Below are 5179 nucleotides of genomic sequence, written 5' to 3'. Positions count from 1 at the left end.
CAGAAGAAAACATAAGTTTATAATTCGATTTCTTTCTTTAATTTATATTATTAAATCCCCTTAGAGGGGATTTTTTATTGACAAAAATATATTTAAAAAGTATTATATCTATATATTAAATAAATGGAGTAAATAATGGATATTAAGGAACTAGTAGATGAAATAGTAGATACATGTAGAACTAATGACCCAATTAGTATAGCAAAGAAATATAATATAGAAGTTTTGTATAGAGATTTGGGTAATGTTAAAGGTTTTTTTAAGAAGATAGATAATATTAAATTTATTGCAATAAATGATAATTTATCTGAATTTATGGAAAAAATGGTACTTGCACATGAATTAGGTCATGCTTTTTTACATGATGATGATGCAATTGAATTTAAAGAAAACTTTATAAACGCTTCATCTTTATTAGAAAAAGAGGCTAATACATTTTCAGCATATTTACTTTTTGGATATTTAAATGAAGAAGAAGATGAATATTTTATGGTAGATGAGGAAGAAAAAAGAATATATAGATATTTAAAAGGGTTGTTAAAATAAAAATGCGTCTTAAATATACTTTAAACGCATTTTTTATTTTACTATTTATTAATCCACTAAAGTTGATAATAATTCAGCCATTTCTTCAACTGCTTTTTCAGCACTTGGACCTTCAGCTGATACGATTACTTCAGCATCTTTTTTAATACCTAGAGATAAAATTTTAACTAAAGAATCAGCTTTTGCTTCTTTACCATTGTAAGATAACATGATTTGAGTACCATCTTCTTTAAACTCTTTAGCCTTTTTAACTATAACTGAACCTGGTCTTGTATGTATTCCAGTTTCGTTAATAATTGTTACTGTTTTCGACATATTTTCTTCCTCCTAGAACTTATATATCATAAATTTTACACTAGATTTCAATGTTTGTCAATATTTTAAATTATTATAGTTTCAATTCATAATCTATATTTTCTAGTAAATCTTTGTTACTAGAATATCTTTTAATTAAGTCCATTAAAAATTTAAGAGCTTCTGCTTCATTTAGTTTTAATAAAAATTTTCTTAATTTAAGTATTGCATCAAATTCTCTTTTTGAATATAGTAATTCTTCTTTCCTAGTTCCACTTTTTAATATATCAACTGCTGGGAAAAGTCTTAATTGTTGAAGAGATCTATCTAGGACTAATTCCATATTACCTGTACCCTTAAATTCCTCAAAAATAACCTCATCCATACGGCTACCAGTTTCTATTAATGCAGTTGCAAGTATAGTTAAACTTCCACCACCTTTAATTTTTCTAGCAGCACCTAAAAACTTTTTAGGCATATATAAAGATTTAGGATCTATACCACCTGATAATAGTTTACCACTTGATGGCATTTCTATATTATATGATCTTGCAAGTCTTGTTAAACTATCCATTAAAATTACGATGTTGTTACCTTTTTCTATTTCTCTTTTCGCAGCTTCTAATACTTTTTCAGTAACACTTAAATGTACAGAAGTATTTTCATCAAATGTAGCAGCAAAAATTTCTGCATTTTTTACGTTTTCTTTAATATCAGTAACTTCTTCTGGTCTTTCATCTATTAGAATTATCCAAACTTGTACATCTTTATTATATTTTAATATATCATTAGCAAGATCAGAAAGTATAGTAGTTTTACCTGCTTTAGGTGGAGCAACTATTAAACCTCTTTGCCCTTTTCCAATAGGTGCAACTAAATCTATTATTCTTGAAGAAATTGTACCCTCACCTAATTCTAGTCTTTCTATAGGATATGACGGTATTAAATCATCAAAAATAGGTCTTTGACGACTAAGTTCTCCTTTTTCTCCATTAACATATATAAGTTTTAATAATCCAAAGTTTTTTTCATCATTTAGTGGTTTTCTTACTTCACCAACTATTACATCACCTTGTCTTAAACCAAATTTTTTAATTTGTGAATTAGATACATACACATCAGTATTTTGAGGTGTATTTCTTAAAAAACCATATGTTTCATTAATTATATCTAGTTCTCCGTATGAATATATTAATCCCTCTTCTGTAGCGATGCTATAGCATAATCTATTTAATAATTCCATTTTAGGAATAGTAGAATATCCCTCTATTTTATGTTCTTTTGCGAGTTTTCTTAGATTTGTAAGAGTAAAATTACCTAAATCATCTAAAGTAATATTTTCCATTATTATTCCTTTCTTATTTGTGGAATCCAAGATCAGCTGGATTAATATCTCCTGAAACATATAATATTTCTCCACCAATATTTTCAAATTCTTTTCTTAATGTAACTACTTTTTCAATTAATTTTATAGTATCTATATCAATATTTTCTTCTTTATATCTTCCCAATGACCAAAAATCTATAATTAATTTAGAATCACCACATATTTTTTTTACATTATATTTCAGTGCATATTTTAATGCAATAAATAATCCTGTTAATTCTCCAAAATTATTAGTTCTATTATTATTTAAAAAGTAATTTCCATATGAATTTATTTTTTCATGTGGCATTATGAAAGGTAGAAGTGAATCACCATAAACATCGGATACTTTTACTTCAACTATAGTATTTCTACCAGTACCAGAGTCAAAGTATATAGCATCTTTTTGTAATTCAGATGTTGATTTTGATTTGGGAGTGTATAAAGCACCAGCATCAAGCCAATTTTTAGCTTCATTTTCATTGTCAAACTTTTTAAATCTAGCATTTTTACCTTTTGTTAAACTTTGACATTCATTCCATGTTTTTACTATACCAGATTTTTTTTCTTCTTCTATATAATACGCATAAACCATATTTATTCCATATCTATAATATCAACTACATTAAAATTAGCTGATTTTATAAAGTATTTAATCATTTCATTTGATGTAAAATTATTTAAAGAAAGTGTTATAGAATTATCATCTAAATCTGCTTCTAAATCTTCTATTTCTGGAAGACCTAAAAGTATAGTAGAAATTTGTTTTACTTGTTTAATCTCGTTAAAGTTTTCTAGCAATATTTTCTTTTTCATATTATATACCTTTCTTTTATCATTTATACATTAATTATATCAAAAACACTAATTAAAGTAAAGAAAAGAGAAAATAAAAAGTTGTGGAAAATCCACAACTCATATCAATTATATTTTGTATTTATTTCTAATCTTATTTTTATAAATATCTGCTTGAGTACCATATATTAACTGTATACCATTTCCAGATCTTATTACCCCTTTAGCTTTTAGTGTTTTCCATATTTCATCATCACTAACCTTTTCAGGTTCTTTTACAGTAACCCTAAGTCTTGTAATACAAGCATCTATGTGTTCTATATTTTCTATACCACCAAGATTATTAACTATTTCATCTATTATAAAGTTATCTTCTTTTGTTGTGTTATAATCAGCTCTTGAGTATAGCTTATTTTCTCCACCCTCTCTACCTGGAGTAGCAAAGTTAAATTTAATTATTACATATTTAAATATGAAGTAGTAAATAGCAGAGTAAATAGGTCCTAAAATTAATATCCATTGATAAGATGTTTTAGCTGGACCTTGTAATAATCCAAAGAATGTGAAATCAATAATTCCACGTGAGAATGTAATACCAACTGCAACATTTAAAACATACATTAAGAAATATGCTAAACCTTCAAGTAAAGCATGTATTACATAAAGTACTGGTGCAACAAATAGGAAAGTAAATTCAATTGGTTCAGTAATACCAGTTAAAAATGATGTTAATGCTGCTGATAATAGTATACCTTTAATTAATGCTTTGTTTTTATCTTGTGCAGTATGATACATAGCAAGTGCAGCAGCAGGTAATCCAAACATCATAGGTAAGAATCCACCTGTCATAGTTTTTGTTGCAGCAGCACTAAAGTGTTGTATAGTTGGATCAGCAAGTTGTGCAAAGAATATATTTTGTCCTCCAGAAACCATAACTCCAGCAACTTCCTCATATCCTCCAAGTTGTGTATACCAGAATAATGGATATATTGCATGATGTAATCCAAAAATATTCAATAATCTCATAGTAGAACCATAGAAGAATGTACCTATTGCACCTGTTGCAGCAAATAATTCTCCTGCCTTAACTATTAAAAGAAATATAGTTGGCCAAATAAATGGAATAATTGCGGCTATAGGTATGAATATTAATATAGTAATAACTGGTATTAATCTATTCCCACTAAAGAATGCTAAATAATCTGGTAATTTTTTGTCTGAAAATTTATTAGTGATTAGTGCAGAAGTAATACCTGTTACTATACCTCCGAAAACACCTGTTTGTAATGTGAAAATACCAAGTTCTTTAGCATATAGTGCAGCAGTACCTCTTGCAGCTGATTCTGATAATCCTGTTGCAAGTAAAGCATCAAAAGTAACCTTATCAGGACTAATACCTTTAAAAGTTAAAATAGTATTGATTATAGTATGGAATAGTAGAAAACCAAGTACAGCAGAAAGTGCTGCAGTTTCTTTATTTTTATTAGCCATACCTATTGCAACTCCTACTGCAAATAGTAAAGGTAAGTTAGCAAATACAAATAATCCTATATTAAAGAATAATTGCATTAAGTAATTTATTGGAGTTCCAGGTGCAAGGAAAGTTAAGTTATATGTTTTTATCAATACTGGATTAGTAAATGAACCACCAATACCTAATAATATCCCTGCCATTGGCAATACAGCTATAGGTAACATAAATGCTCTACCTATTTTTTGTAAAACTGAAAAAAAGTTATTTTTCATATTTTTATCCTTTCTATTTTATATTTATTTTTAATATACAATGAGAAATTATTTTAGTCAAGACATTAAAATTCTAAATTCCAAAAGTAAATGTCCAAAAAAGTAATTGAAAAAAAATAGGATATACAGTACAATCATAAATGACGAAATCTATCGAAAGGAACTGTATACCCATGACTAATAATAACACATTTTTAAAAATTAATAAAGAAGGAAAATTTAAACATCTTACTAAAGTTGACCGTGGTATCATTTACCATATCCTTAAAGATAATAATATTAAAGATTTAACTAAATATTTAATAAAGCCTACTACTGTTAATAGAAAATATTTTTTTCTATACTAAAAAATAATTATATCTTAAAATTGATAGTAATACTAAAATTCATTTTGAAATTACTAAATTATTAAAAGTAATAAATATTTAATTC

7 protein-coding genes are annotated in these 5179 nt (G+C 26.6%); 2 read left to right on the top strand and 5 right to left on the bottom strand.

Annotation, left to right across the window (positions count from 1 at the left end):
- Positions 1-135: 135 nt before the first annotated feature.
- On the top strand, positions 136-546 hold the full coding sequence (locus BT993_RS06545) for an ImmA/IrrE family metallo-endopeptidase (protein WP_072593773.1): 411 nt from the start codon (positions 136-138) through the stop codon (positions 544-546).
- A 48-nt stretch (positions 547-594) separates the two neighbouring features.
- Here the strand turns inward: BT993_RS06545 and BT993_RS06540 are convergent, their stop codons facing one another.
- The 5 genes from BT993_RS06540 to BT993_RS06520 all read right to left on the bottom strand — a co-directional run bounded on the left by BT993_RS06540 (position 595) and on the right by BT993_RS06520 (position 4747).
- Positions 595-861, bottom strand: a complete 267-nt coding sequence (locus BT993_RS06540; protein WP_072593772.1) for an HPr family phosphocarrier protein — start codon at positions 859-861, stop codon at positions 595-597.
- 73 nt (positions 862-934) lie between these two features.
- Positions 935-2185, bottom strand: coding sequence for a transcription termination factor Rho (gene rho / locus BT993_RS06535; protein ID WP_072593771.1), 1251 nt, complete (start codon positions 2183-2185; stop codon positions 935-937).
- Positions 2186-2198: 13 nt separating this feature from the next.
- On the bottom strand, positions 2199-2801 hold the full coding sequence (locus tag BT993_RS06530) for a ribonuclease H family protein (protein WP_072593770.1): 603 nt from the start codon (positions 2799-2801) through the stop codon (positions 2199-2201).
- 2 nt (positions 2802-2803) lie between these two features.
- A complete protein-coding gene (locus BT993_RS06525; protein ID WP_064613558.1) occupies positions 2804-3022 on the bottom strand; it encodes a hypothetical protein in 219 nt (72 codons plus the stop codon).
- Positions 3023-3130: 108 nt separating this feature from the next.
- Positions 3131-4747: a PTS transporter subunit EIIC gene (locus BT993_RS06520; RefSeq protein ID WP_072593769.1), complete on the bottom strand. Its 1617-nt coding sequence runs from the start codon at positions 4745-4747 to the stop codon at positions 3131-3133.
- Positions 4748-4920: 173 nt separating this feature from the next.
- On the opposite strand from BT993_RS06520, the gene BT993_RS07360 reads away from it, so the two are divergent.
- On the top strand, positions 4921-5094 hold the full coding sequence (locus BT993_RS07360) for a hypothetical protein (RefSeq protein ID WP_158007939.1): 174 nt from the start codon (positions 4921-4923) through the stop codon (positions 5092-5094).
- Positions 5095-5179 lie beyond the last annotated feature (85 nt).

The organism is Streptobacillus ratti, assembly GCF_001891165.1.
In the GTDB taxonomy this organism is placed as follows: Bacteria; Fusobacteriota; Fusobacteriia; order Fusobacteriales; family Leptotrichiaceae; genus Streptobacillus; species Streptobacillus ratti.
The sequence above is the reverse complement of the archived record's forward strand: the minus strand, read 5'-3'. Positions and strand labels throughout refer to the sequence as shown.